Annotated in this window: 3 protein-coding genes; 2 read left to right on the top strand and 1 reads right to left on the bottom strand. The window is 32.2% G+C overall.

What is annotated here, in order from left to right:
- The coding region (locus DW911_RS09395) for a CobW family GTP-binding protein (RefSeq protein WP_118607750.1) at positions 1 to 827 on the bottom strand (827 nt) is incomplete at its 3' end.
- Positions 828 to 927: 100 nt separating this feature from the next.
- On the opposite strand from DW911_RS09395, the gene rlmD reads away from it, so the two are divergent.
- Both rlmD and DW911_RS09385 read left to right on the top strand, forming a co-directional pair.
- Positions 928 to 2,343 carry a 23S rRNA (uracil(1939)-C(5))-methyltransferase RlmD gene (rlmD, locus tag DW911_RS09390; RefSeq protein ID WP_118433895.1) on the top strand — a complete coding sequence of 472 codons (1,416 nt, stop codon included), beginning with the start codon at positions 928 to 930 and terminating at the stop codon, positions 2,341 to 2,343.
- A 51-nt stretch (positions 2,344 to 2,394) separates the two neighbouring features.
- On the top strand, positions 2,395 to 2,739 hold the full coding sequence (locus DW911_RS09385) for a TnpV protein (protein ID WP_118607742.1): 345 nt from the start codon (positions 2,395 to 2,397) through the stop codon (positions 2,737 to 2,739).
- Position 2,740 lies beyond the last annotated feature (1 nt).

Below are 2,740 nucleotides of genomic sequence, written 5' to 3'. Positions count from 1 at the left end.
TCGTGGTGTCCACAACATTCGTGGTCGTGATCATGTTCATGGTGTCCACAACATTCGTGGTCGTGATCATGTTCATGGTGTCCACAACATTCGTGGTCGTGATCATGTTCATGGTGTCCACAACATTCGTGATTGTGATCATGTTCGTGATGACCACAACATTCGTGATCGTGATCATGTTCGTGATGACCACAACATTCGTGATCATGTTCATCTTCTAAGATTTCATGTTGTAAATCTACAAGACCAGCATTTAAAATATCTTGACCATCAAGTTTATCCCATGGTGTAGTAATGATAGGAGTTTGATTATTAATATTTTTCAATAATTCTAAACATTCATTTAATTGGAATTCTGTTAAGTCTTGACTACGGCTTAACACAATAAGTGAAGCATATTCAACTTGGTTATTATAGAATTCACCAAAGTTTTTAATGTACATACGACATTTTTTAGCATCTACAACAGTAATAAAATGATCTAGTTCAATATCATGACTGTGAACATCTTGTACTGCTTTGATAACATCACTTAATTTACCTACTCCTGATGGTTCAATAATGATACGATCAGGATGATATGTTTCTAACACTTCTTTAAGTGATGTTTCAAAATCACCAACTAAGCTACAACAAATACATCCAGAATTCATTTCATTAATAGTGACACCTGAATCTTGAAGGAAGGTACCATCAATACCAATTTCTCCAAATTCATTTTCTATTAATACAATCTTTTCATCATAATAAGCTTCATTAATTAATTTCTTAATTAATGTTGTTTTTCCAGCTCCTAAAAAGCCAGAAATAATATCTACTTTACTCATATTTTCACCTCGATTTAGATTATAACACTACTTATTATTCTCTTCAAACAATGTCACTTATGATATAATAATTGTATCTAAAGTGTAAAGGATGGAATGTATGAAAACCAATTGTTCGATATTTAAAAGGTGTGGTGGATGTTTTTATAGTAATGAATCATATCACCAACAGTTATTAGATAAAACAAATAAAATTAAACAATTAGTTAAGAAAAATAATCTTAAAATAAATGTACATGATATTCAAGGTTCACCTCATGAAACTGGATATCGTAATAAAGTTATTGTTGCTTTTAATCAACAATATCAATATGGATTGTATGAAGAAAGTAGTCATCGTATTGTGCCTTATGATACGTGTTTATTACATGAACCTATTATGGATGAGATATTAAAAAAAATACAAAGAATGTTAAAGAAATATCGAGTATCTATTTATGATGAAAAAAGACAAAGAGGTTTTTTAAGACATGTATTAATTAGAAGGGCAGTACAAACAGACCAAACAATGGTTGTACTTGTATGTAATGAAAATATGATGAAAGGATCTAAAAACTTTTGTCAGGAATTAGTAAAGGCATTTCCTTCTATTAAAACCATTGTGATGAATGTTAATAAAAGGAAAACACCAATAGTTTTAGGACAAGAAGAGAAAGTTCTTTATGGAAAAGGATTTATTGTAGATGAATTGTGCGGTTTACAATATAAAATATCATCAAAATCTTTTTATCAAATTAATCATGATCAATGTGTAGCATTATATCAAAAAGCTTTATCTTTATTAAATGTAAAAGGTAATGAAGTCGCTATTGATACTTATTGTGGTATAGGAACAATAGGAATGACACTTTCAAATCAAGTCAAACAAGTCATCGGTGTAGAATTAAATAAAGATGCTGTAAAAGACGCTAAAAATAATGCAAGAATGAATAAGATAGAGAATATTCATTTTATTAATGCAGATGCTACATCTTTTATGAAAGATATGGCTAAAGAGAAACAAAAAGTAGATATCTTGATTATGGATCCACCTCGTAGTGGATCAACGAAAGAATTCATTCAAGCTACAAATCAATTACAGCCTAAACAGGTTGTTTACATTTCATGTGATCCTACAACCCAAGTAAGAGATTTATTGATGTTTAAAAAGTATGGTTATGTAACCCAAGATATGTATTTATATGATATGTTTCCGTATACCAGTCATGTTGAGACGGTTGTTCTTTTGTCCCAACAAAAACCAGATGATACGATAGAGATTGACTTAGACCTGGACGAGCTGTATGCTACCAGTGCCGAGTTGAAAGCAACCTATCAGGAAATCAAAGATTATGTGCTGAAAGAATTTGGCTTGAAGGTTTCAAATTTATATATTTCTCAGGTAAAACGTAAATGTGGAATTGAAGTGGTAGAAAACTATAATCTTCCAAAATCAGAAAATGCAAGAGTTCCACAATGCTCGAAAGAGAAGGAAGAAGCTATCAAGGCTGCCCTGAAATATTTTACGATGATCTAAGGACATCACTGATTTCAATGAGGAATAACACATGAAAAGCACATTTGAAAAATGGGTGGAACCTACACACTTGGCGCAGATGGAATTTATTATCCGAATCTTATCGGTACAGATGAAGAACTGCATTATGCGAAATATGGAATGATGCGGAAAACATATCTGAAAGAGCATCGTCCGGCAATGTATTCACTGTATATGTTGGAAGACAGATTGACAGAACATCTGAATGCTGTAGACGATGAAGCACAGGAAAGGATGGATATTCTGGTGCGTCAGATGATGGAGCGGCAGGGGATTACAGAAGAATTGAAAGCTCGTAATCAGATGGAATGGGTCAGAGTGGTAAATTGGATAGGTTACACTTTATTGGACAATTCTAAAGAGAACTGTTTATAAT

This window comes from Erysipelatoclostridium sp. AM42-17, from assembly GCF_003480255.1.
Taxonomy (GTDB): domain Bacteria; phylum Bacillota_I; class Bacilli_A; order Erysipelotrichales; family Coprobacillaceae; genus Faecalibacillus.
This window is presented reverse-complemented; position numbering and strand designations above follow the sequence as displayed.